This window comes from Pseudomonas sp. FW306-02-D09B, assembly GCF_058782685.1.
In genome coordinates this window covers 74,529-100,025 of sequence record NZ_JBYSXY010000009.1, presented here as the reverse complement: position 1 = coordinate 100,025, position 25,497 = coordinate 74,529, and the positions used below count along the sequence as shown (strand labels likewise).

Annotated in this window: 28 protein-coding genes; 17 read left to right on the top strand and 11 right to left on the bottom strand. The window is 59.2% G+C overall.

Annotated features, from left to right (window positions below; translation table 11 throughout):
• Nucleotides 1-176: 176 nt before the first annotated feature.
• Nucleotides 177-695, bottom strand: coding sequence for an ankyrin repeat domain-containing protein (locus tag AC3WK5_RS16660; RefSeq protein ID WP_103315812.1), 519 nt, complete (start codon nt 693-695; stop codon nt 177-179).
• 97 nt (nt 696-792) lie between these two features.
• Entirely contained in the window at nt 793-2,631 is a 1,839-nt protein-coding gene (locus tag AC3WK5_RS16655; protein WP_103315811.1) for a long-chain-acyl-CoA synthetase, read from the bottom strand.
• A 405-nt stretch (nt 2,632-3,036) separates the two neighbouring features.
• On the opposite strand from AC3WK5_RS16655, the gene AC3WK5_RS16650 reads away from it, so the two are divergent.
• On the top strand, nt 3,037-3,315 hold the full coding sequence (locus AC3WK5_RS16650; RefSeq protein WP_024264778.1) for a DUF3509 domain-containing protein: 279 nt from the start codon (nt 3,037-3,039) through the stop codon (nt 3,313-3,315).
• 67 nt (nt 3,316-3,382) lie between these two features.
• Here the strand turns inward: AC3WK5_RS16650 and AC3WK5_RS16645 are convergent, their stop codons facing one another.
• The 6 genes from AC3WK5_RS16645 to aroC all read right to left on the bottom strand — a co-directional run bounded on the left by AC3WK5_RS16645 (nt 3,383) and on the right by aroC (nt 8,083).
• Entirely contained in the window at nt 3,383-3,616 is a 234-nt protein-coding gene (locus tag AC3WK5_RS16645) for a response regulator transcription factor (protein WP_054593490.1), read from the bottom strand.
• Between the two features lie 245 nt (nt 3,617-3,861).
• Nucleotides 3,862-4,545 carry an acireductone synthase gene (gene mtnC / locus AC3WK5_RS16640; protein ID WP_103315810.1) on the bottom strand — a complete coding sequence of 228 codons (684 nt, stop codon included), beginning with the start codon at nt 4,543-4,545 and terminating at the stop codon, nt 3,862-3,864.
• A gap of 4 nt (nt 4,546-4,549) precedes the next feature.
• Nucleotides 4,550-5,095, bottom strand: coding sequence for a 1,2-dihydroxy-3-keto-5-methylthiopentene dioxygenase (locus AC3WK5_RS16635; protein ID WP_054593491.1), 546 nt, complete (start codon nt 5,093-5,095; stop codon nt 4,550-4,552).
• Nucleotides 5,096-5,194: 99 nt separating this feature from the next.
• Nucleotides 5,195-5,815 carry a methylthioribulose 1-phosphate dehydratase gene (locus AC3WK5_RS16630; RefSeq protein WP_103315809.1) on the bottom strand — a complete coding sequence of 207 codons (621 nt, stop codon included), beginning with the start codon at nt 5,813-5,815 and terminating at the stop codon, nt 5,195-5,197.
• Nucleotides 5,812-6,957: an MFS transporter gene (locus AC3WK5_RS16625; protein ID WP_054593493.1), complete on the bottom strand. Its 1,146-nt coding sequence runs from the start codon at nt 6,955-6,957 to the stop codon at nt 5,812-5,814. Before AC3WK5_RS16625 ends, AC3WK5_RS16630 begins: the two co-directional genes overlap by 4 nt.
• Nucleotides 6,958-6,991: 34 nt before the next feature.
• Nucleotides 6,992-8,083: a chorismate synthase gene (gene aroC, locus AC3WK5_RS16620; protein ID WP_019693022.1), complete on the bottom strand. Its 1,092-nt coding sequence runs from the start codon at nt 8,081-8,083 to the stop codon at nt 6,992-6,994.
• A 95-nt stretch (nt 8,084-8,178) separates the two neighbouring features.
• Between aroC and AC3WK5_RS16615 the strand changes: the two genes are divergently transcribed.
• Nucleotides 8,179-9,192, top strand: a complete 1,014-nt coding sequence (locus AC3WK5_RS16615) for an alpha/beta hydrolase (RefSeq protein ID WP_081013690.1) — start codon at nt 8,179-8,181, stop codon at nt 9,190-9,192.
• Between the two features lie 101 nt (nt 9,193-9,293).
• Nucleotides 9,294-10,085 (top strand): hypothetical protein, encoded by a 792-nt coding sequence (locus AC3WK5_RS16610; RefSeq protein WP_103315808.1) that lies wholly within the window; start codon nt 9,294-9,296, stop codon nt 10,083-10,085.
• Nucleotides 10,086-10,252: 167 nt separating this feature from the next.
• Here the strand turns inward: AC3WK5_RS16610 and prmB are convergent, their stop codons facing one another.
• Nucleotides 10,253-11,161 (bottom strand): 50S ribosomal protein L3 N(5)-glutamine methyltransferase, encoded by a 909-nt coding sequence (gene prmB, locus AC3WK5_RS16605; RefSeq protein WP_103315807.1) that lies wholly within the window; start codon nt 11,159-11,161, stop codon nt 10,253-10,255.
• Nucleotides 11,162-11,399: 238 nt separating this feature from the next.
• Between prmB and AC3WK5_RS16600 the strand changes: the two genes are divergently transcribed.
• The 5 genes from AC3WK5_RS16600 to AC3WK5_RS16580 all read left to right on the top strand — a co-directional run bounded on the left by AC3WK5_RS16600 (nt 11,400) and on the right by AC3WK5_RS16580 (nt 14,173).
• The gene (locus AC3WK5_RS16600) at nt 11,400-11,990 is read left to right on the top strand and encodes a cysteine hydrolase family protein (RefSeq protein ID WP_103315806.1); all 591 of its coding nucleotides are present in this window, start codon (nt 11,400-11,402) and stop codon (nt 11,988-11,990) included.
• Between the two features lie 132 nt (nt 11,991-12,122).
• On the top strand, nt 12,123-12,443 hold the full coding sequence (locus tag AC3WK5_RS16595) for a hypothetical protein (RefSeq protein WP_103315805.1): 321 nt from the start codon (nt 12,123-12,125) through the stop codon (nt 12,441-12,443).
• Between the two features lie 75 nt (nt 12,444-12,518).
• The gene (locus AC3WK5_RS16590) at nt 12,519-13,076 is read left to right on the top strand and encodes a Smr/MutS family protein (protein ID WP_054593499.1); all 558 of its coding nucleotides are present in this window, start codon (nt 12,519-12,521) and stop codon (nt 13,074-13,076) included.
• Nucleotides 13,077-13,153: 77 nt separating this feature from the next.
• Nucleotides 13,154-13,699, top strand: a complete 546-nt coding sequence (folE, locus tag AC3WK5_RS16585) for a GTP cyclohydrolase I FolE (RefSeq protein WP_019693029.1) — start codon at nt 13,154-13,156, stop codon at nt 13,697-13,699.
• A 102-nt stretch (nt 13,700-13,801) separates the two neighbouring features.
• The gene (locus AC3WK5_RS16580) at nt 13,802-14,173 is read left to right on the top strand and encodes a glutathione S-transferase N-terminal domain-containing protein (protein WP_103315804.1); all 372 of its coding nucleotides are present in this window, start codon (nt 13,802-13,804) and stop codon (nt 14,171-14,173) included.
• A gap of 168 nt (nt 14,174-14,341) precedes the next feature.
• Here AC3WK5_RS16580 and AC3WK5_RS16575 read toward each other — a convergent pair whose 3' ends face one another.
• Nucleotides 14,342-15,508 carry an aminotransferase-like domain-containing protein gene (locus tag AC3WK5_RS16575; RefSeq protein WP_103315803.1) on the bottom strand — a complete coding sequence of 389 codons (1,167 nt, stop codon included), beginning with the start codon at nt 15,506-15,508 and terminating at the stop codon, nt 14,342-14,344.
• Nucleotides 15,509-15,590: 82 nt separating this feature from the next.
• Between AC3WK5_RS16575 and AC3WK5_RS16570 the strand changes: the two genes are divergently transcribed.
• The 3 genes from AC3WK5_RS16570 to AC3WK5_RS16560 all read left to right on the top strand — a co-directional run bounded on the left by AC3WK5_RS16570 (nt 15,591) and on the right by AC3WK5_RS16560 (nt 18,419).
• Nucleotides 15,591-16,034, top strand: coding sequence for a MarR family winged helix-turn-helix transcriptional regulator (locus AC3WK5_RS16570; RefSeq protein ID WP_054593502.1), 444 nt, complete (start codon nt 15,591-15,593; stop codon nt 16,032-16,034).
• Nucleotides 16,035-16,377: 343 nt separating this feature from the next.
• Entirely contained in the window at nt 16,378-17,727 is a 1,350-nt protein-coding gene (locus AC3WK5_RS16565) for an NCS2 family permease (RefSeq protein WP_103319934.1), read from the top strand.
• Nucleotides 17,728-17,792: 65 nt separating this feature from the next.
• Entirely contained in the window at nt 17,793-18,419 is a 627-nt protein-coding gene (locus tag AC3WK5_RS16560; protein WP_054593504.1) for a LysE family translocator, read from the top strand.
• Nucleotides 18,420-18,643: 224 nt separating this feature from the next.
• Here AC3WK5_RS16560 and uraH read toward each other — a convergent pair whose 3' ends face one another.
• Nucleotides 18,644-18,997: a hydroxyisourate hydrolase gene (gene uraH, locus AC3WK5_RS16555; protein WP_095078352.1), complete on the bottom strand. Its 354-nt coding sequence runs from the start codon at nt 18,995-18,997 to the stop codon at nt 18,644-18,646.
• Nucleotides 18,998-19,433: 436 nt separating this feature from the next.
• Here uraH and puuE point away from each other — a divergent pair, with 436 nt between their 5' ends.
• The 6 genes from puuE (at nt 19,434) to AC3WK5_RS16525 (ending at nt 25,487) form a co-directional block, all read left to right on the top strand.
• The gene (puuE, locus tag AC3WK5_RS16550) at nt 19,434-20,360 is read left to right on the top strand and encodes an allantoinase PuuE (protein ID WP_103319931.1); all 927 of its coding nucleotides are present in this window, start codon (nt 19,434-19,436) and stop codon (nt 20,358-20,360) included.
• Nucleotides 20,357-20,872, top strand: a complete 516-nt coding sequence (gene uraD / locus AC3WK5_RS16545) for a 2-oxo-4-hydroxy-4-carboxy-5-ureidoimidazoline decarboxylase (protein ID WP_103319928.1) — start codon at nt 20,357-20,359, stop codon at nt 20,870-20,872. Before puuE ends, uraD begins: the two co-directional genes overlap by 4 nt.
• Before the next feature lie 89 nt (nt 20,873-20,961).
• A complete protein-coding gene (gene alc / locus AC3WK5_RS16540) occupies nt 20,962-21,957 on the top strand; it encodes an allantoicase (RefSeq protein ID WP_103319926.1) in 996 nt (331 codons plus the stop codon).
• 121 nt (nt 21,958-22,078) lie between these two features.
• On the top strand, nt 22,079-22,582 hold the full coding sequence (locus AC3WK5_RS16535) for an ureidoglycolate lyase (protein WP_007898831.1): 504 nt from the start codon (nt 22,079-22,081) through the stop codon (nt 22,580-22,582).
• Between the two features lie 51 nt (nt 22,583-22,633).
• A complete protein-coding gene (locus AC3WK5_RS16530) occupies nt 22,634-23,941 on the top strand; it encodes a urate hydroxylase PuuD (RefSeq protein WP_103319923.1) in 1,308 nt (435 codons plus the stop codon).
• Nucleotides 23,942-24,128: 187 nt separating this feature from the next.
• The gene (locus tag AC3WK5_RS16525; RefSeq protein ID WP_103319921.1) at nt 24,129-25,487 is read left to right on the top strand and encodes a nucleobase:cation symporter-2 family protein; all 1,359 of its coding nucleotides are present in this window, start codon (nt 24,129-24,131) and stop codon (nt 25,485-25,487) included.
• Nucleotides 25,488-25,497: the final 10 nt, after the last annotated feature.

Here is a 25,497-nt window from a genome sequence, read left to right as displayed (position 1 = left end):
AGCCCGAGGTCAAGCGCGAACCTGTGGCGAGGGAGCTTGCTCCCGCCGGCCGGTCCGCGCTCGGGCGAAGCAGTCGTAATCAGAAACACTCGGAGTATCAGATACAACCGGGGTTCAGGATTCAGGGCCGCTTCGCGCCCCAGCGGGAGCAAGCTCCCTCGCCACAGGGTTCGGGATCAGCCAAGCAGCGTCTGCAACTGCGCCGTGGTATCTGCCGCGCCCATGGTCCTGGCCGCGTCCAGGGCGTTGATGCCGTTGGCGTCCTTGGCCTTGGGATCAGCACCTTTGCTGATCAGGTAGTCGACGATTGCGCTGCGATTGAACATCGCGGCCATCATCAACGCGGTGCGGCCGTCAAAGGACGAACCTTCAACCTCGGCGCCACCCTCAACCAGGGCGGTCACCACTGCCAGATCGCCTTTGAACGCCGCGCCGGCAATCGGGCTTTGGCCATTTTCGTTGCGAATCTCTGGATCGGCCTTGTGCTCAAGCAGCACTTTCACTGCATCGACGTGGCCGTGATAGGCGGCCAACATCAGCAAGGTGTCGCCCTTGTGGTTACGCAGGTTCGGCGGCAGGCCTTTGCTCAGCAGTGCGGCGAGCATCGCCGCGTCACCATCACGTGCCTTATTGAACACCTGCTCGGCAAACTCCGCGGCTTCTTCCGGGGTCATCTGGCGGGATTTGTCTGTCATTGGGGACTCCACATTCGGTCAATCGCAAAGCCGCTAGTTTCCTTAAGCGGCCTGACACCTGTCACTCCTTTTTTCTCTCGTCCGGCCATAGCCAGAATCAATAACGGAACTTGCCAGCGTGGATATCCGCCAGTACCTGTTCGGTGACCTGCACATAAGTGTCCGAGCCCGGCAGCCAGGCGTAGATTGGATCTTCGCCGGTTTTGCGCGGATCGAAGGCTTCATCCTTGAGGCGGGTCTTCTGGTACTTGAAGGTCCCGGTGGTCTCCATTTTCACTTTCACCCGCAAAAACAACGGCACCGCATAGGCCGGCAGGTGTTGGCGGGCGAAGCTCAGCAACTCGCTGAAGTCCAGGGTCGCCAGGGACTCAGCCGGGGTAATCGCAGCCATGCCGGCGCGGCCGTTGGTGTTGTTGATCTCGACGCCATAGGCCACCGCCTCGGCGATGTGGGAGTGTTTCAAGAGGATGTTCTCGACCTCGGTGGTCGACACGTTCTCGCCCTTCCAGCGGTAGGTATCGCCGAGGCGGTCGACAAACTGTGCATGACCAAAACCGATGCTGCGCAGCAAGTCACCCGTATTGAAGTAGCGATCGCCCTTCTCGAAGACATCGTGGAGCACAACTTTTTCGGTCTTCTGCGGGTCGGTGTAGCCGTCCAACGGCGCCTTGTCATCAATCTTTGCCAGCAACAGGCCTTGCCGTCCTTTACCGACTTTCTGCATGAAACCCTTGCTGTTGCGGATTGGCGTGCAGCTGTCGTGGGTGTACTCGACCAACGCCCAGGACATCAGTGAGAAGCCGATGGTGTTGTCGAAGTTGAGGATGTTGCTGAAACCGATATTGCCGTCGCTGGCGGCGTACAACTCGCAAATGTGATTGACCCCGAAGCGCCGCTTGAACTCGCTCCAGACACCGGGGCGCAGCCCGTTGCCGATCATCTTCAGCACCGCGTTATCACGGTCGGCGGCGCTCGGCGGCTGATCGATCAGGTAACGGCACAACTCGCCGACGTAGCCGATGGTGGTCGCCTGGTATTTGCGCGCGTCGTTCCAGAACTGGCTGGCGCTGAACTTGCGCCGAATGGCAAAGCCCGACGCCCCGCAAATCGCCGAGCCCCAGCACACGCACAACCCCGTGGCGTGGTACAGCGGCAAGGTGCAATAGATCACATCGTCGGGGGTCATATCCAACGCGATCAACCCGAAACTGGCGGAGGTCTTCATCCAGCGGCCATGCTTGAACACTCCGGCCTTGGGCAACCCGGTCGTGCCGGAGGTGTAGATATAGAAGCAAGGGTCGTTGAGGTATACCTGCTGACTGCTGAGCGGGTTGTCGCTTGGGCAATCTGTACTGACAAGCATCAGGTTGATGAAGCCTGCGGGCACCGAGCCGGGATCACGGGAGGTGTCCTGATCGGCCACCCACCAGGTTCTCGCGGTATCGATTGCAACCTGCTCGCGGATCGCCGAATAAACCCCGACCAACTCCTCGCCCACCACGATTGCCGCCGGAGCCACCAGATTCACGCTGTGCACCAGCGCCTGTCGGGTTTGCGAGGTATTGAGCATCGCGCTGATCGCGCCAACCTTGGCCACCGCCAACACGGTGACCAGCAGTTCCGGACGGTTTTCGATGAAGATTGCGACCACATCACCTTTGCCAATGCCCTGGGCTATCAGATAGTGAGCAATGCGGTTGGCCCACTGATTGACCTGTGCATAACTCAGTCTGACCTCACCTTGCAGCAGCGCCGGGCCATTGGGATTACGCTGCGTCGCTTGCTCGAAGCTCCAACCGAGGCCGCAGGGTTGATCCGGCTGTTTGACATTGGCGACTTTGAGCCCCTTGACCACCCGTGGCAAGGCCTTGGCAATGGACGGCAACTTACGGAGCATCATGCCCCAGGTGATCATGTCGTTTGACGCGAGACTCATGGTTGCTCCCGTTCGGCCCTTGATGTCAGGCCTGTTTTGTTATTGTCGGGTGAACATTTGGTCGCAGGTGTTCAGGCAACTTCATCCTTGTAATGAGAGACAGCAGAAAACCTATCGTTAGAGATAAAAAAAAGCGTGGACGCGTTGATTCAAGCCAAAAAGTACGCCCGCACTTGTGTCGCTGTACACGCGGTTTTTGAAATGTTTTGTATCCGGGTCGCTACTGCGGCAAGCACGCAAAATGCAGGATGCACGATGGCCATTCATGCAGAATGCACGATGTCGAAAAACACACGCTTTTCCATGCCATTGATTTATAAAGACTTTTATAAACACTCATACTGGCACAATCAGTGCACCTATCACTCCATGCTTGCCATTCAAGTGCAAACGGAGCTGATCGACATGAGCCTGATCCAGGAAAAATTTTCGTCCCTGTTCTCCAACTTCGACGTCACCACGCAAGCACGCCCAGACGGCGGTATTCTGCTGACGCTCAATAGCAGCGATGGCCGAGTGTTCAAACGCTCGATTTCCTACGCTCAATTGCACGCCGGCGATCAACTGTCCTGGGTAATCAGTGCCATTCGCCGTGACTTGGCCGAACAGGCCAGCGAACTGCCGCAGATTTCGATGCTGCAAAGCCAGCAGCGTTTCGCCTTGCCGACCTATCACTCGAGATAAGCACCAACCATTCACACCTTTCAGGTCGTGCAAGCCTTGCGCTGCGCGGCCTGAGTGCGTTTTTAGCTCAGCTCAACAAGCCACGATTAACCGCCTCGCCGACTGCTTGAGCACGGTTGGTGACTTCGAGCTTGGAGTAGATGTTGCTCAGGTGAAACTTCACCGTCGCCTCGGAAATGTCCCGAATCACGCTGATTTCCCACACCGTTTTGCCGGCCTTGGCCCAATACAGAATCTCCAGTTCCTTTTCGCTCAGCGGTTTGCCTGCCGGATCCGGACGCTGTCGCTTTGGTGTTTTCATCCTTAGCCCTCTCACCAGGAGTCCGCACCATTGCCAAGCGCGAAAAGTGCCTGGGTAAGCGAACAAACTTAAGGGCCGCAGAGTTACACAGGGACAAGATTAAACAAGTAAGGAAAACCACAAACAGGCATGGCCGACTTATCAACAGGCAACTTCCTACACGTCCTACAGACGTGCGTTGACCATGATGTTAGTCCGTGATGGAAAGTCGGCTGACCGCGTGGGCCGCAGTCAACCGTAGCCACTCAGAACGTGGCGGGATCGATCTGTGAAAAGCTGCTGACGTTCAGATGCCCGGCGAGCTCACCGCCTTCGCGTACCAGTCCGCAGGTGGCCATGCCGGCTTCACGGGCGGCATCCAGTTCTTGAACGATGTCGGAGAGAAACAGGATCTGCGCAGACTCGCAGCCAATGGCTTGAGTAATGCGCTGATAGGACTGCGCCTCACGCTTGGGTCCCGAAGTGGTGTCGAAGTAGCCACTGAACAGCGGCGTCAAATCACCGGCCTCGGAGCAACCGAAGATCAGCTTCTGGGCCTGGATCGAACCGGACGAGTAAACAAACAATTGATAACCGGCCTGATGCCAGCGTTTCAACGCATCGACCGCGTCCGGATAAACATGCCCCTTCAACTGTCCGGCCTGATATCCCTGCTCCCAGACCATCCCTTGCAAGGCCTTGAGTGGCGTGGCCTTGCGGTCTTCGGCAATCCAGCCCAGCAGGATTTCAATCACCCGTTCAACGTCAGCGCCAGGCTCGGCGCTGTCCTGGCGAACGGCGTCGATCTGCCGGGCTACGTCGGCCCGTTGCGCCTGTTGCCGGACAAAATCCGGCAAATGTTTGGCGGCGTAGGGAAACAGCACGTCGAACACAAAACTCACCGCGCTGGTGGTGCCTTCGATGTCGGTGAGAATGGCTTTGATCGTCATGCCATCAGTCCTCGAGACGCGGGAAGCGGCTGGCGATGTCATCGCCGGTGAAGTTGGCCACCCAGCCTTCGGGGTTGTTGAACAGCCGAATCGCCACGAAGTGCGGGTGCTCGCCCATGTCGAACCAGTGTGCAGTACCGGCGGGCACCGAAATCAGGTCGTTTTTCTCGCAGAGCACGGCGTACACATAGTCGTCGATGTGCAAAGTAAACAGGCCACGGCCCGCGACGAAAAATCGTACTTCGTCTTCGCCATGGCGATGCTCTTCCAGAAACTTGGCGCGCAATTCGGCTTTTTGCGGGTGATCGCTGTTGAGGCTGACCACATCGACGGTGATGTAACCGCGCTCGGTCATCAATTGATCGATCTGCACCTGATAAGCGGCAATCACTTCTTCCTGGCTGGCGCCCGGCTGGATCTTCGCCGCGGCTTGCCAACGGTCGAAGCGCACGCCTTTTTCGGCCAGGGTCGAGGCGATATCGTCGAAGTGGGTCAGGACCTTGTTCGGCAGGTCCGGGCTTGAAACGTGGTAAACGGACAGGCTGCTCATGCTGGCAATTCCTCGTTAGCGGCGCTGCCGTCCGGCTTTTACCGGCCGGTCAGGCAACGCGTTTCATCAGGCGGTTGGCGACTTCAGGTGAAGTAGGCCTTAACGGTTAATCAACGCGCGCATTTTCAGCTCGCATTCAAACAGGAACTCAAACGCTTCGATCTGCCGCAACGCATCGCTCATCTTCGGGCCCCAGGTGTAGAGGCCATGACCGCGAATCAGGTAACCGACACAGTCGGGATGGTCGTCGAGCCATGGCTGGACTTTGGACGCCAGGCGCTCGATGTCCTGATCGTTGTCGAAGATCGGCACCCGCACCCTGGACTCATGAGTCGAGATCCCGCTGAAGGCTTTTTGCAGTTCGTAGTCTTCAAACGTAATGACCGGCCCCTGCAGCAGCCGCGACAACACCGTGGCATTGACCGAATGGGTGTGCAGCACCGCACCGATGTCGGCACGCCAATTATATAACTGGGTGTGCAGCAGGGTTTCGGCAGACGGCTTTTTGCCCGGTTCCAGGCTGCTGCCCGACATATCCGTGGCCAGCACGTCATCCATCCCCAACTGCCCTTTGTGTTTACCGGAAACGGTCAACAGGGCTTCAGTGGCCGACAGTCGCGTCGAATAGTTGCTGCTGGTGGCGGGCGACCAGCCTCGGCCATACAAAAAACGCCCGGCGTCGATGATTTGCTGGGCGAGCTGTTCACGGGTAAGGCTCATGGCCTGTCCTCTTGCATACGTGTGGCAATGATAACGGCTGCAGCGAACGCTGCGAGGCTGGCAATACTAAAGGTCAATGTAGCGCCCAGGGCATTCCAGCTGTAACCGGAATACAACGCGCCCAACGCTCCGCCGGTGCCGGCCAGTGCCGCGTACAACGCCTGGCCCTGCCCTTGCTGGCGTGCACCGAAGCTACGTTGCACGAAATGGATGGCCGCAGCGTGAAAACTGCCGAAGGTCGCCGCGTGCAGAATCTGCGCAAACAGCAGCACCCACAGGAATTCGGCGAACGAGCCGAGCAGCAGCCAGCGTAACGCCGCCAGCAGGAAACTCGCCATCAACACCCGGCGTACCGAGAAGCGCCCAAGGATCTTGCTCATGAACAAAAACATCAGGACTTCGGCGACCACTCCCAACGCCCAGAGCATACCGATCACGCCGCGGCTGTAACCGAGGTGTTCAAGGTGCAGGGTCAGAAAAGTGTAATACGGCCCATGGCTCATCTGCATCAGTGCCACGCAGCCATAAAATGCCAACACGCCGGGGCTGCGCAGTTGCTTGAGAAAGCCCTCGCCCGCCAGCCGATTGCCTTGCGCCGGCTGGGCGTTCGGCACCCAGAGGCTGCTGATGATTATCCCGCCCATGATCACCACCAGCGTCACCGGGTAGATGTCCAGGCTCAACCATTCAAACAGCCGCCCCAACGCAACCACGGTGATGATGAAACCGATCGATCCCCACAAGCGGATCTGGCTGTAGCGCGAAGTCTGGCCCTGCAAATGCGCGAGGGTGATGACCTCGAACTGCGGCAATACCGCGTGCCAGAAGAACGCATGCAACGCCATGACCATCGCCAGCCAGGCGTAGCTTTTGCTGACGAAGATCAGCGAAAAGGTCAGCAGCGTACAGATCGCGCCGAAGCGCACGATGGCCAGGCGCCGGCCGGTGTAGTCACCGAGCCAGCCCCAGATATTCGGAGCGACGCAGCGCATCAGCATCGGAATCGCCACCAGTTCGCCAATGCGCGCACTGGAAAACCCCAGGTGATCGAAGTACAGCGCCAGGAACGGCGCGGTCGAACCGAGCAAGGCGAAATAGAACAGATAGAAGCTGGACAACCGCCAGTATGGAAGCGCCGCCACGGCCGTCAGACCGCGGCGACGTCAGGGCATGGCTTCACAGCTGGCCCAGCACCGGAGTGCTGACGCGCACATCGGCGTTTTGCCCGCGATTGCGCAGCAGGTGGTCCATCAACACGATGGCCATCATCGCTTCGGCAATCGGCGTAGCGCGGATGCCGACGCACGGGTCATGACGGCCCTTGGTAACGACGTCCACCGGGTTGCCGTGGATATCGATCGAACGGCCCGGCGTGGTGATGCTCGACGTTGGCTTGAGTGCCAGGTGCGCAACGATCGGTTGCCCCGAAGAGATGCCGCCCAGAATCCCACCCGCGTTGTTGCTGAGGAAACCTTCGGGGGTCATTTCGTCACGGTGCTCGGTGCCACGCTGGGCGACACTGGCGAAACCGGCACCGATTTCCACGCCTTTCACCGCGTTGATGCTCATCAGCGCATGGGCCAGTTCGGCGTCGAGACGGTCGAAGATCGGTTCGCCGAGCCCAGGCTTCACGCCTTCGGCGACTACGGTGATCTTCGCGCCGACCGAATCCTGGTCGCGGCGCAATTGATCCATGTAGGCCTCAAGCTCTGGCACTTTGTCCGGGTCGGGGCTGAAGAAGGCGTTTTGCTCGACCGAGTCCCAGGTCTTGAACGGGATTTCGATAGGCCCGAGCTGGCTCATGTAGCCGCGAATGACGATGCCCTGGGTCGCCAGGTATTTTTTCGCAATCGCCCCCGCAGCCACACGCATGGCGGTTTCCCGCGCCGAGCTGCGACCACCGCCACGGTAATCGCGCTCGCCATATTTGTGGTGATAGGTGTAGTCAGCGTGGGCCGGGCGGAACAGGTCCTTGATCGCCGAGTAGTCCTTGGATTTCTGGTCGGTATTGCGGATCAGCAGGCCAATCGCGCAACCGGTGGTGCGGCCCTCGAACACGCCAGAGAGGATTTCGACTTCGTCGGCTTCCTGACGCTGGGTGGTGTGGCGGCTGGTGCCGGGCTTGCGGCGATCCAGATCACGCTGCAAGTCTTCCAGAGACAGCTCAAGGCCCGGCGGGCAGCCGTCGACAATGGCGACCAACGCCGGACCATGGCTTTCGCCCGCGGTGGTGACAGTGAACAGCTTGCCGTAGGTATTGCCGGACATGCAGGGCGCTCCGTGAATTCGCTGAGTGACTCAACCTGAAAATGTAATGTCGGCGAGTATACGCAGGCTATCCAACTAGTTCATCCTCGAACCTTATCGGTGCCTGCAAGTCCAACCGACACCTTCTGAATGATGGCGTGATGATGCTGCGAGTTATTGCCTTGAGCCTTACCCTGTTTACTGGCCTGCTTTCCAATGCAGCCCAGGCCTCTGTTGTACTGCAACGGCCAATCAGTCTGGATACCGGCAGCGGTGAGCTTTTCGGCTCGATGTTGCTGCCAAAGTCCGACAGCCCGGTGCCGGTTGTGCTGATCATTTCCGGCTCGGGCCCGACTGATCGTAACGGCAATAACCCGGAAGGCGGCAACAACGACAGCCTCAAGCGCCTGGCCTGGGTATTGGCCAAACACAACATCGCCAGCGTGCGTTACGACAAGCGCGGCGTGGCGGCCAGCCTCGCGGCAACCCCGGATGAACGCAATCTGACCCTTGAGGCCTACGTTGCCGATGCCGTGGCCTGGGGCCAGAAACTCAAGTCCGACCCGCGTATGGGGCCATTGATTCTGCTCGGGCACAGTGAAGGTGCTCTGGTGGCCACACTCGCCGCTCCGCAAGTCGATGCCGCCGCAGTGATCTCCGTGTCCGGTAGCGCCCGTCCGGTAGATCAGGTCTTGCGTCAACAATTGAGCAATCGAATGCCTCCCGATCTGCTGCTGCGCAGCAATGAGCTGCTGGACAGCCTCAAGGCCGGACATGTCGATGAACATGTTCCGACGCCGTTGCAGGTGATCTTCCGTCCCAGCGTGCAACCGTACTTGATCAGCCTGTTTCGCCAAGACCCGGCAGCGGCTTTCGCCAAGTTGAAAATGCCGGCACTGATCATCCAGGGCAGCAACGACATGCAGGTCGGTGTCGGTGACGCACAGATGCTCAAAGCAGCGAAACCGGATGCCCAACTGGCGCTGATCGAAGGCATGAACCACGTGATGCGTATCGTGCCCAACGACATCAAGCGTCAATTGGCCTCCTACAAAGACCCGCAACTGCCCCTCGCTGTCGAACTCGGCTCGAGCATCCTGAGCTTTATTGACGGACTTCGCGCCAGTTAAGCCGGTATTACCCTCCAGTCCTGGAAAAAACGGCCGATAAGCCTGTGTGTCGGCAGCCCATTGGCTGCCGCCAAGCAGGGCTTGGACAGGATCTCGCCGTTATGACTGATACCCAGAATTCACCCGACACTGCGCCGCAAACCACCGCCACTGAAGTGGTCGACCTGCCGTGGTCGGACGTCCAGGCCGAGCACCACAAGATGCTTCGCCTGGCGCCGCTGAAAACCGATCGAGCGACCGGTGGGCGGCCATTGCGCTTTGTCGAGTTCGGTTATGCCGAGCGCAACAGCAAAGAACGCAGCCTGCTGCGCATGAGCATTTCACTGCCCGGTCAACGGGTGCGCAAAGAACAGAACCACCTGGACGTCTGGGTCGATCATGAGAACCGTCGCGTGCACTTCGGTCCCGACAGCGGTCTGCAGATTGAACCGCTGAACCGTGGCATTGGCCGTTTTCTGGCCGCTCAAGGCATTACGTGGGCGAAGAAAAAGTGGTCGAGCTACACCGTCGACGGTGCTGACCTGAACAACAAGGACGCCCTCAACGAAGACACCCGCCTGCGCCGCGACCACTTCCTGCGAGTGCATGGCTTTGACGTGGTCTACGCCGACGCCCAGCATTTGAAGGGCAGCGTCAAAGAGGTAAAGGTCGGCGATCTGCTCGGCGACTGGAACTCCGAAAAACTGCAATTCGTGGAAATCCTCGAAGCCGCGCAGATGCTGCAGCAAGCCGAGCAGAATCTGGCGGAGCAGGAAGTCAAACTGCAAAAGCAGGAAGAGAAAGTCAGCAAATACAAACGCGAGGACACCGGGCTACGTTTCACCATCACCTGTCTGGTGGCGTTTTCGGTGTTCCAGGCGGGACTGCTGATCTGGATTGCTACGCACCGCTAAAAACCTGCGGCCGATGAGATTCTTGTGGCGAGGGGGCTTGCCCCCGTTCGGCTGCGAAGCAGTCGTGAAACGATTCAACCAAATCTTGACTGACAAACTGCAGTTGCCAATGTTAGGGCCGCTACGCGACCCAACGGGGGCAAGCCCCCTCGCCACATTGACCGCGTTTAGACGCGTGAAGCGAACAACGCCTGATGCTGACGGCATTGCTCGGCGCTGAGCATGAACACACCGTGACCGCCGCGCTCGAACTCCAGCCAGGCGAAATCGACTTCCGGGTACAACGCCTCGACGTGCACCTGGCTGTTGCCGACTTCAACGATCAGCAAGCCCTTCTCGGTCAGGTGATCCGCCGCTTCGGCGAGCATGCGCCGCACCAGGTTCAAACCATCGTCGCCACAGGCCAGACCCAGTTCGGGTTCGTGCTGGTATTCATCCGGCATGTCGGCAAAATCTTCGGCGTCAACGTAAGGCGGGTTGGACACGATCAAGTCGAAACGCTGCCCTGGCAAACCGTCGAAGCCATCGCCCTGAACGGTGTACACGCGCTCATCGACGCCATGGCGCTCAATGTTCTGATTGGCCACTTCCAGCGCTTCGAAGGACAGGTCCGCCAACACCACTTCAGCGTTCGGGAACTCGTAGGCGCAGGCAATGCCGATGCAACCGGAACCGGTGCACAGGTCAAGAATCCGTGCAGGCTCGCTGCCCAGCCACGGCGCAAACCGTTTTTCGATCAGTTCGCCAATCGGTGAGCGCGGAATCAATACACGCTCGTCAACGATGAACGACATCCCGCAGAACCAGGCTTCGCCCAACAGGTAAGCCGTCGGGATGCGCTCCTCGATTCGACGCTTGAGCAAGCGCTGCAGGTTGACCAGTTCGTCGTCTTCAAGACGGCAGTCCAGGTAGCTATCGGCGATTTCCCACGGCAGGTGCAACGCCCCCAACACCAGTTGACGGGCTTCGTCCCAGGCGTTGTCGGTCCCATGGCCGAAAAACAGATCCTCCCCATGAAAACGGCTGACAGCCCAACGAATGTGGTCGCGCAAGGTGCGCAGGCGGGAAGTGATCACGGGGGCAAACTCCTGAAAAAACGACTGGCGATTCTAACAGCCTAAACCCGCCCCGACGACGCAAGAAAATCACCGGACGGATGTAGGATTGATCCTGATTTTCAGCTTTTGATTGAACATCTGCTCAGCTCTTGACAGGCTGCAGGCCAGCAACGACGGTGCCTACGATGGTAGCGATTCACAGAAGCGCTCAGCCAGAGGACAATGTCGCAAAAGCCCCACTCGAAGGAGCCCCAGAATGTCCGTTCCAAAAACGATGTTTCAACTCAGCGGTCGTGGTTACGCGCCGGCCAATCTGGCCCATGCGACGCTGGTGATCATCGATGCCCAGAAAGAATACTTGAGCGGCCCCCTGGCCCTTTCCGGCATGGACGCCGCCGTCGACAATATCAAGCAATTGCTCGCGGCTGCCCGCAAGGCGGGTCGGCCGATCGTCCATGTACGCCACCTCGGCACCGTCGGTGGCCTGTTCGACCCACAAGGCGAACGCGGTGAATTCATCCCGGGCCTTGAGCCACTGGCTGACGAAACTGTCATCGGTAAATTGCTGCCCAGCGCGTTCCACGGCACCCCGTTGGAAAAACGCCTGCAAGACCTCGGCTCGCTGGACCTGATCGTCTGCGGTTTCATGAGTCACTCCAGCGTCAGCACCACCGTGCGCGCCGCCAAGAACCTGGGCTTTCGCTGCACCCTGGTCGAAGACGCCTGTGCCACCCGGGACCTGCCTTTCAAAGGTGGCGTCCTCAGCGCCGAACATGTCCAGCAGACTGAAATGGCGATCATGGCCGACAACTTCGCGACCCTCGCCCAGACTCAGGAACTGATCTGATCAAGCGCTTGATGAGCGGCCAACGCAGCCGCTCATCCGCAAAAACCGCTCATTCCCCGCAATTGCCTTAGCCTCAGGAACCACCCGGTCAACTCCCGGTCGAAGGGCCGATACCCATTGAGGAAGGTCGGAATGAAGAAATCCGATGGTTTTGACGCTCGCCGCTTGCGGCCCAAAGGCCCACGCAACTGGCGTTATCGTTTTGGTGCGGCATTTTCCGCGCTGCTGGCAACCCTCGGCGTGTTGCTGGCGCTGGCCGGTGCCGCCAGCCTGTTGGGCCACCCGCCGGCTCTTGGCGAGTTGAACACCAGCCCGGCCGGCGCCGCAGTGGTCCTGGCGATTGGCTTGTTGCTGCTGTATGTCGGTGTCGCATTGTGGCGTCGCTGCCGCCGCCGGATGCGCCAACCGCGTGAGCTGAACCTGGCTCCGCATTTGATGAAAAAACATGACTGAGTGGCGCGCGTTGCGTTTTGACGCGCCCGATTCACCTCGACTTGGGTAAACTGGCCGCCCTTCGCGGAGGCTGACATGCAAGACGACGATTTTTCCCTGTTCAAAAGCGCGATCCAAGGCGTCAAGCCGATCAAGCACGATCGCGCCGAAACCGGCAAACCCAAGGCTGACCGCGCGCACATCGCCAAGCTGCGTCAAGCCGCCACCGTGCGCACCGATGCCACCACCGTTGACGGTCTGTCCGATCAGTTCGTGATCGATGTCGGTCCGGAAGACGAGTTGATGTGGGCACGTGACGGCGTGCAGGAAAGCCAGATGCGCAAGCTGAAGGTCGGGCAGATCCCGTTCGAAGGCAGCCTCGACCTGCACGGCATGACCGTCGAAAAAGCCCGCGAGACGCTGTGGGCTTTTCTCGCCGAAGCAACAAAATTCGAAATCCGCTGCGTGCGCGTGACTCATGGCAAGGCTGTACGCCTGGACGGCAAGCGGCCGATGATCAAAAGTCACGTCAACACGTGGCTGCGTCAGCATCCACAGGTGCTCGGCTTCACCTCGTGCCAGCCAAAACATGGCGGCGCCGGAGCGGTTTACGTGATGCTCAAACGGACCATGATGGAAGGTCGTGACGAGTAAAGCTGATGCGCTACGCTTGCAGCGCCGTGTCCGCCACCGTACCCTTGTCCTTTGCGTAAAATCCCACAGGTAGTTTCATGTCCCTGGAACAGAATTACACGGCGATCCTCGGCCAGCTTGGCGAAGACGCCACCCGCGAAGGTCTGCTCGACACGCCGAAGCGTGCCGCCAAAGCCATGCAGTACCTTTGCCGCGGTTATGAGCAGACGCTCGAAGAAGTCACCAACGGTGCCTTGTTCAGCTCCGACAACAGCGAAATGGTGCTGGTCAAGAACATCGAGCTCTACTCGTTGTGCGAACACCACTTGCTGCCATTCATCGGCAAGGCCCACGTGGCCTATATCCCGAGTGGCAAGGTGCTGGGCCTGTCGAAAGTCGCGCGGATCGTCGATATGTACGCCCGCCGCCTGCAGATCCAGGAAAACCTCAGCCGGCAGATCGCCGAGGCTGTCCAGCAAGTGACTGGCGCCCTGGGCGTGGCGGTGGTGATCGAAGCCCAGCACATGTGCATGATGATGCGCGGTGTAGAGAAACAGAACTCGTCGATGATCACCTCGGTGATGCTTGGTGAGTTCCGCGAAAACGCGGCGACCCGCAGCGAGTTTCTCAGCCTGATCAAGTAATCGCTGTACGAAGAAAACCGGCATTCATCGCCGGTTTTTTTTCGCCTGTGAAAAATCAGGTAAGCTGCGCGCCTTTCTTCATTCGCCCGAGAGGCTTATACCGTGTTAGTGAAAGCGCTTCGTGTCGGCCTCGGCCAGCTGATCATCTTCATCGACTTCCTCACCCGCCCGGGCAAAAAGAAGCGCCCCGCCGCTGCTCAGGCCCAGGTCGAAAACGCAGCGAAGGGCCTGACGCTGTATCAGTTCCACGCCTGCCCGTTCTGCGTGAAAACCCGCCGCACCCTGCGCCGCCTGAATGTGCCGGTGGCTTTGCGTGATGCGAAGAACAACGAACAGGATCGCCAAACCCTGCTTGAGCAAGGCGGCAAGATCAAGGTGCCGTGCCTGCGTATCGAAGAGAATGGCCAGACTACCTGGATGTATGAATCCAAGGTGATCATTGATTATCTGGACAAGCGCTTCGCGGCAGCCTGATGGGTTTGTGGTGTTGTCGCTGACGCCTTCGCGAGCAAGCCCGCTCCCACAGTGACCGCGTTTCCCTGTGGGAGCGGACTTGCTCGCGAAAAGGCCAGTACAGACAACATAAATCCTGGACAAAAATAAACCGACCCATTCGCCGGTTTATTTGTTTTTGGCTTTCCCTTACGCCGCCTGAGCAGCCTGTGCCTGACGCACCACCCCAGCCAATCGTTTAAGCCCTTCGTCCAGCCGCGCCGGATCGATGTGGCTGAAGTTCAGCCGCAGATGCCCCGGATTGCTGTCCGGTTCAGAGAAGAACGGCTCCCCCGGCATAAAGGCCACGTCCTGCGCCAACGCCTCGTTCAGCAAGGTCCGGGTGTCCAATCGCTGCTTCAGGGTCAACCAGAAAAACAGCCCGCCTTGCGGTACATTCCACTCGGCCAGATCGCAGAAATGGGTTTCCAGTGCCAACTGGAAGGCGTCACGCCGAACCCGGTAGAAGTCCCGCAGTTCACTCAGGTGATCGCGAAACTTCTCGGTGCCAATCCATTGCAACGCCTGCCATTGGCCAACACGATTGGTGTGCAGGTCTGCCGACTGCTTGAGTCGCAGCAGGTGCGGGAACAGGTCCGGGCTGGCGATCAAATAGCCGACGCGCAAGCCAGGCAGCAAGGTCTTGGACACGGTGCCGGTGTAGATCCAGCTGGCCTTCTTCAAGCGACTGACGATGGGCGTCGCGCTGCCGCCATCAAAGGTCAGTTCACGGTAGGGTTCGTCTTCGATCAGGGTCACGCCGAATTCATCGAGCAACGCTGCCACTGCATCGCGCTTGGCTTCGCTGTAGCGCACTGCCGAGGGGTTCTGGAACGTCGGGATCAGGTAGATGAACGCCGGGTGATGTTTTTCCAGGCGCGCGCGCAACTCATTCAGGTTCGGGCCGTCAGCCTCCAGCGGCACGGTCAGACAGTCAGCGCCGAACAGCTGGAAGATTTGCAGCGCCGCCAGATAGGTCGGCGCTTCGAGCATGATCTCGGTGCCTTTGTCGATGTACAGCTTGGCCGCCAGATCCAGGGTTTGCTGGGAGCCGCTGACCACCAACACCTGACTCGCCTCACACGGTACGCCCAAGGCCCGGGCCTCAGCCGCCAGCGCTTCGCGTAATGCCGGTTCGCCTTCGCTCATGCCGTATTGGCCCATCGCCAATGGCATGTCAGCCCACTCGACCTTCGGCAGCATGGCTTCGGCAGGCAGGCCACCGGCAAACGACATCACTTCCGGGCGCTGAGCCGCGGCAAGGATTTCACGAATCAAAGAACTTTTAAGGCGCGAGACACGTTCGGAAAAAGCCATGGGGGTCACCGGTAGCGAAGGCCAAGGAAATTAAGTCAAACTACTTGACCGAAATTACGACAGCACGAGCAGATACGTCAATATGCTTGACCTTAAAAACCAAAGCACCCAGCAAGCCGCCATGGAAGCGTTCTTCTTCGGCTACCAGGCCTTCACCGCCAAAGCCGACGAAATGCTTGAGCGGCGCGGTTTGAGCCGCGTGCATCAGCGCATCGTGTTTTTCATCGCCCGCTACCCGGCCCTGAGCGTCAAGGAATTGCTCGCGCTACTCGGTGTGAGCAAGCAGGCGCTGAACATTCCGCTGCGTCAGTTGGTGGAAATGCACCTGGTGGACAGCGTGGCGTCAGCGACCGACAAGCGTAAACGCCTGCTGGAACTGACCGTCGACGGCGCGCGGTTCGAGGAGTCGCTGCGGCGTGAGCAAGTGAAATTGCTTGAGCGAGTGTTTGCCGAGGCTGGCGAGGCGGCGGTAGATGGCTGGTTGGCGGTGAACAAAGCGCTGGGCGAAAACCAGCAGAAAATCTAGCGCGGCTACGCTTCGGAATTTGAGTTGCGGACACGTCAGTCATCGCGGGCAAGCCTTGCTCCTACGGATCTTGAGTCGTGTTCGATATTTTCAAACGACATCGATCCGTAGGAGCAAGGCTTGCCCGCGATGGCGTCCTTCCTGGCGATATATCCCTATTGCCAATCTTTTCGTCTACAAAATCAAAAACATTATTTGCTTTATTTGTATACAAAAGCATAATCCGTTTCGTGCGAGTTCCTGACCAGTCGGTCAACAAATTCGCAAGTACCTCAAAGAGCCGCTGCCCACCTCATGTGTCCGGCTCTGGAAATAACAATAAAACTCTTGAGGAGTACTCGCTGTGGAAAGCCGCAAATCCGAAGCCTCGACGCTGGAACTCTCGCCGCCGTTACGCACTGGCTGGCTGGAGCGCATTTTTAAACTCAGCTTGCATGGCACCACGGTGAAGACCGAGTTGATCGCAGGTATTACCACCTTCATCACCATGGCCTACATCATCTTCGTCAACCCCAACATCATGGCGGACGCCGGGATCGACCACGGCGCGGCCTTCGTCGCAACCTGCATCGCGGCTGCCCTCGGTTGCCTGTTGATGGGTCTGTACGCCAACTGGCCCGTCGGCCTCGCGCCAGGCATGGGCCTGAACGCCTTCTTTACCTACACCGTGGTCGGCACCATGGGCTACCACTGGGAAGCTGCGCTGGGCGCGGTGTTCATTTCCGGTGTGTTGTTCATGTTCCTGACGCTGTCGCGCGTACGGGAATGGCTGCTCAACAGCATTCCAGTGAGCTTGCGTCACGCCATGGGTGCAGGTGTTGGTTTATTCCTGGGGATCATCGGTCTGAAAACAGCTGGAATCATTGTCGCCAGCCCGGCCACCCTGATCAAACTGGGCAATCTGCGTGATCCTGCTCCTCTGCTGGCAGCCGTTTGTTTCCTGATGATTGCGGTACTGAGTTACCACCGCGTGTTCGGCGCGATCCTGATCAGCATCATCACCGTGACCCTGGCAGGCTGGGGTTTGGGCCTGGTGCACTACGGCGGCATTCTGTCGACGCCGCCAAGCCTGGCACCGACCTGGATGGCCATGGACATCGCCGGCGTGTTCAACGTCAGCATGATCAGCGTGGTGCTGGCGTTCCTCTTCGTACACATGTTCGATACCGCCGGGACCCTGATGGGCGTGGCGCAACGGGCAGGTTTGGTCGGCAAGGACGGGAAGATCGAAAACCTCTCCCGAGCATTGAAAGCAGACAGTGCGTCGAGCGTGTTCGGGGCGATGGTCGGTGTGCCGCCAGTGACCAGTTACGTGGAAAGTGCCGCGGGTGTGGCCGCCGGTGGTCGTACCGGTCTTACCGCAGTGACCGTAGGTGTGCTATTTATTGCTGCGATGTTCTTCGCGCCGCTGGCTGGCATGATCCCCGCTTACGCCACCGCCGGTGCGCTGATCTACGTGGCCATGCTGATGATGAGCGGCCTGGAGCACATCAAATGGAGTGAAGCCACCGACAGCATTCCGGCGATCGTCACGGCCATCATGATGCCGCTGACCTTCTCGGTTGCCGACGGTATCGCGCTGGGCTTTATCACCTACGTGGTGCTCAAGGCCGGTACGGGTAAACACAAGGAAATTTCCATCAGTCTTTGGGTGCTGTGCGCGATCTTTATCGCCAAGTTCATTTTCTTGTAAGCGGTACGCGTTTCAAACCAGCCTCACCCCGTCGGGTGGGGCTTTTGCACATAGGGAGGAAAGTGATGAGTCTGGAAACCTGGCTGCTGTTCAGCGGCGCTGCACTGGTGGTGATCCTGATCCCGGGGCCACTGTCGTTGCTGATGATCAGCAACAGTCTGAATTATGGTCTGCGGCGTTCTTACCCGGCGTTTCTCGGCGGCGTATTTGCCTCGATCTGCCTGCTGAGCGCATCGGCATTGGGTCTGGGCGCCCTGCTGCTGGCTTCGGAGCAACTCTTCAGTGCGCTGAAGATTGTCGGCGCGCTGTACCTGTTCTACCTCGCCTGGCAAAGCTGGCAGCAATCGCGCCAGCCATCGGTCGGCGCCGAAGTGCCCCAGACCGCACCGACACCGCGCTTTCGTGCACTGTTCGGGCGCGCGTTCGTGCTGGGTGCCAGCAACCCGAAAGACATTCTGTTCTTCGCCGCCTTCCTGCCACAGTTCTTGAGCGCACAGCAGCCCTTTCTGCCGCAGTTGCTGATCATGATCGCCACCTGGACCGTGCTGGATCTGTGCTGCAAGGTGGCCTACGGCCTCGGTGCGCATGGTGCGGCGCGGTATCTGCGCAGCGGCAAGGGCCAGAGCTGGTTCAACCGGATCAGTGCCGGGCTGTTCAGTGGCGCGGGTGCTGCCTCGCTGTTGAGCCGCTAAAAGCATCGCGGGCAAGCCTTGCCCCTACAGGTCCTGAGTCGCTCTCAATGCATGCGAACGACATAAATCCGTAGGAGCGGGGGGACGCCTAGTTCTTGCCCGCGATGGCGTCATCAAACACACCACATTTCTCAAGACGAAAAAAAGCCCGCAGTGTGAGCGGGCGAAAGACCAAAGAAGCTATATGCGCAGTCGCTTCTGAGAAAGATAGCTGGGGGAAAGTCCTAGCTTCCTCTGTAGGTCGAATAGCTGTAGGGCGAAATCAACAATGGCACATGGTAGTGATCCTGCTCTGCCGAGATGCCGAAACGCAGCACCACCACATCCAGAAAGGCCGGCTCCGGCAGCTGTACACCGCGCGCGCGGTAGTAATCGCCGGCATGAAACTGCAGCTGATAAACCCCGGAACGGTAGTCATCGCCTTGCAACAAGGGCGCGTCGCAACGGCCGTCGCTGTTGGTCAGTGCACTGGCGACCAATTCCAGCTGCGAACCTTCAACGCGGTACAACTCGACCTTGATCGAGCTGCCCGGGCAACCGTGTGCTGCGTCCAAAACGTGTGTAGTCAAACGTCCCATTGATTCTGCGCGCCCGCCTGCGTTTGCAGCAGTCAGGCCTCGCGCCTCCCGGAGTCAGTTAAAAAGGAGACCGCACCTTTTCGGAGCACGAAAAGCGGCGGCAAGCGACTGATTAAGACACTTTTTAAAAAAATTGTACACAATAAAAACGACATTTTTACCACTGCACTCGCCGTCCATGGTTTCTCGGCGAATCTGACGCTGAACCATAAGATCAGAGGACCTTCCATCCATTAGCTGACCACTCAGGCAGGTTTCTTGCACCCCCCTGAAAAGATGACAGTTGATGAAAAATGCAAAAAATCAGGCTTACAAAGTGAATATAAAGTTGTATACAATCAGTCCATCGCTGTGACGCCAGCCTGTCACCTCACCTTCAGGCCGCCACACACCCCTTATCGCGAATAAGTAACCCCGAATAAGAAGGAAGACTGCAGTGAGCGCTGACTACCCACGCGACCTGATCGGTTACGGCAGTAACCCTCCCCACCCACACTGGCCGGGCAATGCCCGCATTGCCTTGTCCTTCGTGCTCAATTACGAGGAAGGCGGCGAGCGCAACATCCTGCACGGCGATAAAGAGTCGGAAGCCTTCCTCTCGGAAATGGTCTCGGCGCAGCCGCTGCAAGGCGAGCGCAACATGAGCATGGAGTCGCTGTATGAGTATGGCAGCCGTGCCGGCGTCTGGCGGATCCTCAAGCTGTTCAAGGAAGTCGACATTCCGCTGACCATCTTCGCCGTGGCCATGGCCGCCCAGCGCCACCCGGACGTGATCCGCGCCATGGTTCAAGCCGGCCATGAGATTTGCAGCCATGGCTATCGCTGGATCGACTACCAGTACATGGACGAAGCGCAAGAACGCGAGCACATGCTCGAAGCGATCCGCATCCTCACCGAAATCAGCGGCGAGCGCCCGCTGGGCTGGTACACCGGCCGTACCGGGCCGAACACCCGCCGGCTGGTGATGGAAGAAGGCGGCTTCCTGTACGACTGCGATACCTACGACGACGACCTGCCGTACTGGGAACCGAACAACCCGACCGGCAAGCCGCACCTGGTGATCCCGTACACCCTGGACACCAATGACATGCGCTTCACCCAGGTTCAGGGTTTCAACAAGGGCGACGATTTCTACCAGTACCTCAAGGACGCGTTCGACGTGCTTTACGCCGAAGGTGCCGAATCGCCAAAAATGCTCTCCATCGGTTTGCACTGCCGCCTGATCGGTCGCCCTGCCCGCCTGGCCGCACTCAAGCGGTTTATCGAATACGCAAAAAGCCATGAGCAGGTCTGGTTCAGCCGCCGGGTCGATATTGCCCGCCACTGGCACGCAACCCATCCGTACCCAGGGGCTTCGAAATGACTGCCTTCCAGACCTTGAAGCCATCGACCTTGAGCCGCGACGCCTTCGTCAACGCCTTCGCCAACATCTACGAACATTCGCCATGGGTCGCCGAAAAAGCCTTCGACCTGGGCCAGGACGCGGCAATCGACGAGATTGAAACCCTGCACCAGCGCATGAGCGATATCCTGCTCTGTGCCGATCACGCCAGCCAGCTGGCCTTGATCAACGCTCACCCGGACCTGGCCGGTAAAGCCGCCGTCCAGGGCCAGCTTACCGCAGCCAGCACTGAAGAACAGTCTGGCGCGGGTATTCACCAATGCACGGCCGAAGAGTTTTCTCGCTTCACCGAGTTGAACGACGCCTACAAAGCCAAGTTCAAGTTTCCCTTCATCATGGCGGTAAAAGGCAGCAACCGGCATCAGATCCTCGCGGCGTTCGAAACGCGCATTCACAACTCGGCAGACACCGAATTCAAATGCGCGCTGGCGGAGATCAACAAGATTGCGCTGTTCCGATTACTGACTCTTTAGCGAACATGACCCGAGCGTGAATGAACGTGAAAAACGCCCAGGGCCCTGCAAGCATCCCAAGCCACTTTAATTAAAGGCAGACAAGAAGAATGAAAGCTTACGCCGTACCTTTCGAGAAGTTCGTCAACCTGGCCGACGCCCGCCTGGGCACCAAAATCATCTCGGTCACCGATGACTGGTTCGCTGATGCCAACCGCCTGTTCCAGCCGACCCCGGCCGTATGGAAAGAAGGCGTGTTCGATGACAACGGCAAGTGGATGGATGGCTGGGAATCGCGCCGCAAGCGCTTCGAAGGCTACGACAGCGCAGTGATCCGTCTCGGCGTGCCGGGCTCGATCAAGGGCGTGGACATCGACACTTCATTCTTCACCGGCAACTACCCGCCATCTGCCTCCCTGGAAGCCTGCTTCGTGGCCTCCGGCGAGCCGACTGAAACCACTCAGTGGGTTGAAGTGCTGTCGGCCGTCGAGCTGCAAGGCAACAGCCACCACTACCACGAAATCAACAACGACCAGGCCTTCAGCCACCTGCGCTTCAACATCTACCCGGACGGCGGTGTCGCCCGCCTGCGCGTGTACGGCATTCCGTACCGCGACTGGTCGGCGGTTGGCGACAACGAACAAATTGACCTGGCCGCAGCCCTGAACGGCGGTCGCGCCCTGGCTTGCTCCGACGAACACTTCGGTCGCATGAGCAACATCCTCAACCCGGGTCGCGGCATCAATATGGGCGATGGCTGGGAAACCGCACGTCGTCGCACTCCGGGCAATGACTGGGTCATCGTCGCGCTGGGCCACCCGGGCGAGATCGAAAAAATCATCGTCGACACCCTGCACTTCAAGGGCAACTACCCGGACACCTGCTCGATCCAGGGCGCGTTCGTCAAGGGCGGCACCGACAGCCAGATCGAAACCCAGTCGCTGTTCTGGCGCGAATTGCTGCCAGCGCAGAAACTGGAAATGCACGCCGAACACACCTTCGCCGAGCAGATCAAGGCCCTGGGCCCGATCACCCACATCCGCCTGAACGTGTTCCCGGACGGTGGCGTGAGCCGCTTGCGTGTATTGGGCAAGGTCGCGAAGTAATGCTGAGACTGTAGGAGCACAGCTTGCTGGCGATGGCGTCAGTAAGGGCGCCATCGCCGGCAAGCCGTGCTCCTACAAAAGCAAAGCAACAAACATCATGAACACATAGAAGAAGACCAGCATGCGCACATTGACGATTGAACCGCTGACCAAAGAAGCCTTCGCCCCTTTCGGTGACGTGATCGAAACCGATGGCAGCGATCACTTCATGATCAACAACGGTTCGACCATGCGCTTTCACAAACTGGCAACGGTGGAAACCGCCACGCCAGAAGACAAGGCGATCATCAGCATCTTCCGCGCCGACGCGCAGGACATGCCGCTGACCGTCTGCATGCTGGAGCGCCATCCGCTGGGCAGCCAGGCTTTCATTCCGCTGCTCGGCAACCCCTTTCTGATCGTGGTCGCGCCACTTGGCGATGAACCTGTATCAGGCTTGGTCCGCGCCTTCGTCACCAACGGCAGGCAGGGCATTAATTACCATCGCGGCGTTTGGCACCACCCGGTGCTGACGATCGAAAAGCGGGATGACTTCCTGGTGGTTGATCGCAGTGGCACAGGCAATAACTGCGATGAGCATTTTTTCAAAGAGGATGAGCGTTTGATCCTCGCCCCCCACCAATAAGAGAAGGTCTGATCACTCGACAACAAGAGTGACAGGCGAGAGGTAAAGACTGTGGAAGCACATCTGTTGGAATGGCTGAACCTGAGCGTGCGCTGGGTTCACATGATCACTGGCGTGGCCTGGATCGGCGCGTCGTTCTACTTTGTCTGGCTGGAAAACAACCTCAATCGGGTCAACCCGAAAAACGGCCTGGCGGGCGATCTCTGGGCAATTCACGGTGGCGGGATCTACCACCTGGAGAAATACAAACTGGCCCCACCGACCATGCCGGACAACCTGCACTGGTTCAAATGGGAAGCCTACTTCACCTGGATGTCGGGGATCGCGCTGCTGTGCGTGGTGTTCTACTCCAACCCGATGCTGTACCTGCTGGCACCGGGCAGCAGCCTGAGCGGACCGGAAGGCGTGGCCATCGGTCTTGGCTCGTTGTTCATCGGCTGGTTCATCTACTCCTTCCTGTGCGACTCGGCTCTGGGCAAACGCCCTGCCCTGCTAGGTGGAATTCTGTTCGTGCTGATCATTGGCGCCGCTTACGGCTTCAGCAAAGTGTTCAGCGGTCGCGGTGCGTATCTGCACGTTGGCGCCATCATCGGCACCATCATGGTCGGTAACGTGTTCCGCATCATCATGCCAGCCCAACGGGCACTGGTGGCGGCCATCGCCGAGAACCGCACGCCGGATCCGGCACTGCCAGCCAAGGGTTTGCTGCGTTCACGTCACAACAACTACTTCACCTTGCCGGTGCTGTTCATCATGATCAGCAACCACTTCCCGAGCACTTACGGCAGCCAGTACAACTGGTTGATCCTGGCCGGGATCGCGGTACTCGCGGTGTTGGTGCGCCACTATTTCAACACCCGCCACGAAAGCCACAAGTTCGCCTGGACCCTGCCTGTCGCGGCAGTAGGCATGATCTGCCTGGCCTACGTCACCGGCCCAGCGCCGATGAACACCCCGGAAGTGGCCAAGGCACCGGCGAAGATCGAGTACCAACCGCTGCCCGAAACCGCCCTCGGCGGTGGTGCCAAACCCGCTGAAGCAGCGCCTGCCGCTCCGGCCGCCGCTGCTGCACCGGCGCAAGCTTCGACGGCAAGCGGTCCGGACTTCAGCAAGGTACACAGCGTGATTCAGGAACGTTGTGCGGTCTGCCATTCGGCCAAACCGACCAGCCCGCTGTTCAGCGCGGCACCGGCTGGCGTGATGTTCGATACCCCGCAACAGATCCAGCAATTGGCCCCGCGGATCCAGGCCCAGGCTGTCGCCAGCCAGATCATGCCGCTGGGCAACATCACGCAGATGACCCAGCAGGAACGCGACCTGATCGGCGCCTGGATCAATCAGGGAGCCCGGACCAATTAAGCAATACAAAAGCCTGTGACAAGCGGGCTTTTGTGGCGAGGGAGCTTGCTCCCGCTGGACTGCGCAGCAGTCCCCTTTCTTCCTGGAGAAAAGCGGGGCCGCTTCGCGACCCAGCGGGAGCAAGCTCCCTCGCCACAGGTCCACCTGATGCACAAAATCACAAGAATAAAAAGATCCGAGGTGTTGCATGTCCGTGTCATCCGAAGCACGCATCCCCGACGCACCCGCGATTCAACGACTGCCGCTGTTGCAACTGATTCTGGTCGGACTGCAACACGTTCTGCTGATGTACGGCGGCGCCATCGCGGTGCCGCTGATCATCGGACAGGCCGCTGGTCTGAGTCGTGAAGAAATCGCCTTCCTGATCAACGCCGACCTGCTGGTCGCCGGCATCGCAACCGTCGTGCAATCACTGGGTATCGGTCCCATGGGCATTCGCATGCCGGTGATGATGGGCGCCAGTTTCGCGGCGGTCGGCAGCATGGTGGCGATGGCTGGCATGCCTGGCATCGGCCTGCAAGGGATCTTCGGCGCGACCATCGCCGCCGGGTTCTTCGGCATGCTCATCGCGCCGTTCATGTCCAAGGTGGTGCGGTTCTTCCCGCCGCTGGTGACCGGCACGGTCATCACCTCGATCGGTTTGTCGCTGTTCCCCGTGGCCGTGAACTGGGCGGGTGGCGGCAACGCTGCCGCGCAATTCGGCTCCCCCGTCTACCTGACCATCGCCGCGCTGGTGCTGGGCACCATCTTGCTGATCCACCGCTTCATGCGCGGTTTCTGGGTGAACATTTCGGTACTGATCGGCATGGGCCTGGGTTACATCCTCTGCGGCCTGATCGGCATGGTCGACCTCAGCGGCATGGCGCAGGCGCCGTGGGTGCAAATCGTCACCCCGCTGCATTTCGGCATGCCGCAATTCCATCTCGCGCCGATCCTTTCAATGTGCCTGGTGGTGGTGATCATCTTCGTCGAGTCCACCGGAATGTTTCTCGCCCTGGGCAAGATCACCGGCCAGGAAGTCTGCCCACGGATGCTCCGCCGCGGTTTGCTGTGTGATGCCGGCGCATCGTTCTTCGCCGGGTTCTTCAACACGTTCACCCATTCCTCGTTTGCCCAGAATATCGGCCTGGTGCAAATGACCGGCGTGCGCTGCCGTTCGGTGACCATCGTTGCCGGTGGTCTGCTGGTGGTGCTGAGCCTGCTGCCCAAAGCGGCCTTTCTGGTGGCATCGATTCCACCGGCGGTACTTGGCGGCGCGGCGATTGCCATGTTCGGCATGGTCGCGGCTACCGGGATCAAGATTCTCCAGGAAGCCGACATCGCCGACCGTCGCAACCAACTGTTGGTGGCGGTGAGTATCGGCATGGGCCTGATCCCGGTGGTTCGACCGGAATTCTTCGCCCACTTGCCGTTGTGGATGAGCCCGATCACCCACAGCGGCATTGCCATGGCGACCCTCAGCGCCCTCTCGTTGAACCTGCTGTTCAACATCCTCGGCGGCGCAGAACGAGCCACCAACAACGAGTGCCACGCTCATCAGCACTGACGGATAAGCG

Excerpts from the sequence above, each read along its gene's own strand:
- AC3WK5_RS16635 (WP_054593491.1), bottom strand. The coding sequence starts at position 5,095 with ATGAGCAGCCTGTCCGTTTACCACGTTTCAAGCCCGGACCTGCCGAAC.
- AC3WK5_RS16560 (WP_054593504.1), top strand. The coding sequence starts at position 17,793 with ATGAGTCTGGAAACCTGGCTGCTGTTCAGCGGCGCTGCACTGGTGGTG.
- mtnC (WP_103315810.1), bottom strand. The coding sequence starts at position 4,545 with ATGACGATCAAAGCCATTCTCACCGACATCGAAGGCACCACCAGCGCG.
- AC3WK5_RS16590 (WP_054593499.1), top strand. The coding sequence starts at position 12,519 with ATGCAAGACGACGATTTTTCCCTGTTCAAAAGCGCGATCCAAGGCGTC.
- uraD (WP_103319928.1), top strand. The coding sequence starts at position 20,357 with ATGACTGCCTTCCAGACCTTGAAGCCATCGACCTTGAGCCGCGACGCC.
- AC3WK5_RS16650 (WP_024264778.1), top strand. The coding sequence starts at position 3,037 with ATGAGCCTGATCCAGGAAAAATTTTCGTCCCTGTTCTCCAACTTCGAC.
- AC3WK5_RS16655 (WP_103315811.1), bottom strand. The coding sequence starts at position 2,631 with ATGAGTCTCGCGTCAAACGACATGATCACCTGGGGCATGATGCTCCGT.
- uraH (WP_095078352.1), bottom strand. The coding sequence starts at position 18,997 with ATGGGACGTTTGACTACACACGTTTTGGACGCAGCACACGGTTGCCCG.
- AC3WK5_RS16525 (WP_103319921.1), top strand. The coding sequence starts at position 24,129 with ATGTCCGTGTCATCCGAAGCACGCATCCCCGACGCACCCGCGATTCAA.
- alc (WP_103319926.1), top strand. The coding sequence starts at position 20,962 with ATGAAAGCTTACGCCGTACCTTTCGAGAAGTTCGTCAACCTGGCCGAC.
- folE (WP_019693029.1), top strand. The coding sequence starts at position 13,154 with ATGTCCCTGGAACAGAATTACACGGCGATCCTCGGCCAGCTTGGCGAA.
- AC3WK5_RS16600 (WP_103315806.1), top strand. The coding sequence starts at position 11,400 with ATGTCCGTTCCAAAAACGATGTTTCAACTCAGCGGTCGTGGTTACGCG.
- AC3WK5_RS16645 (WP_054593490.1), bottom strand. The coding sequence starts at position 3,616 with ATGAAAACACCAAAGCGACAGCGTCCGGATCCGGCAGGCAAACCGCTG.
- AC3WK5_RS16535 (WP_007898831.1), top strand. The coding sequence starts at position 22,079 with ATGCGCACATTGACGATTGAACCGCTGACCAAAGAAGCCTTCGCCCCT.
- AC3WK5_RS16595 (WP_103315805.1), top strand. The coding sequence starts at position 12,123 with ATGAAGAAATCCGATGGTTTTGACGCTCGCCGCTTGCGGCCCAAAGGC.
- AC3WK5_RS16610 (WP_103315808.1), top strand. The coding sequence starts at position 9,294 with ATGACTGATACCCAGAATTCACCCGACACTGCGCCGCAAACCACCGCC.
- aroC (WP_019693022.1), bottom strand. The coding sequence starts at position 8,083 with ATGTCCGGCAATACCTACGGCAAGCTGTTCACTGTCACCACCGCGGGC.
- AC3WK5_RS16575 (WP_103315803.1), bottom strand. The coding sequence starts at position 15,508 with ATGGCTTTTTCCGAACGTGTCTCGCGCCTTAAAAGTTCTTTGATTCGT.
- AC3WK5_RS16660 (WP_103315812.1), bottom strand. The coding sequence starts at position 695 with ATGACAGACAAATCCCGCCAGATGACCCCGGAAGAAGCCGCGGAGTTT.
- AC3WK5_RS16630 (WP_103315809.1), bottom strand. The coding sequence starts at position 5,815 with ATGAGCCTTACCCGTGAACAGCTCGCCCAGCAAATCATCGACGCCGGG.
- AC3WK5_RS16570 (WP_054593502.1), top strand. The coding sequence starts at position 15,591 with ATGCTTGACCTTAAAAACCAAAGCACCCAGCAAGCCGCCATGGAAGCG.